This window comes from Aminobacter sp. P4_D5 (assembly GCF_056401815.1).
The window spans coordinates 1-532 of sequence record NZ_JBFUIP010001327.1 but is presented as its reverse complement, the minus strand read 5'-3'; the positions used below and the strand labels follow the sequence as shown (position 1 = coordinate 532).

General features: G+C 71.6%; 2 protein-coding genes. Both read left to right on the top strand.

What is annotated here, in order from left to right; translation table 11 throughout:
- The coding region (locus tag AC1DWF_RS38210) for a gamma-glutamyltransferase (RefSeq protein WP_476843604.1) at positions 1-342 on the top strand (342 nt) is incomplete at its 5' end.
- A 7-nt stretch (positions 343-349) separates the two neighbouring features.
- Positions 350-532 (top strand): hypothetical protein (locus AC1DWF_RS38205; RefSeq protein ID WP_476843603.1); only part of this gene is annotated, 183 nt, incomplete at its 3' end.

The window sequence follows — 532 nt, the reverse complement described above, 5'->3', positions numbered from 1 at the left end:
GCCTTCCGCGACGGCGAGCTCGACCTCATCACCGGCTCCGCCGGTGGCTCGCGCATCATCGGCTTCGTGGTGCAGTCCGTGGCCGGCTCGCTCGACTGGAACCTCGATCCGCAGGCGGCGGCAGCCTTACCGCATGTCGGCGCGCTCAATGCCCTGACGGAACTGGAGCAGGGCACAGCCGCGGCGAGCCTGGCGACGGCGCTGATCGGCCGGGGCGTCCCCGTCGAGGCGCGCGAGATGAATTCCGGCACCAACATCATCCGCGTGCAGCGCGACGGCGCTTCGCGGCGCCTGCTCGGCGGCACCGACCCGCGGCGCGAAGGCGCCGTGGCTGGAGACTGAACAACTTATGAGTCGCAGCATCGCGCATTTCCTCACGGGCCTCGTGCTCAAGGCGACCGTGCCCATGAAACCGCGCCGTGCGGCCTCCACGCGCGCGCTCGTCGCCGAGGCGCTGCTGCAGCGCGTCACGGTGGAGACGGCGGCCGGGCCGATCCAGGTCGAATGTCCGTCGTCGCGCGCGCTGCACGAC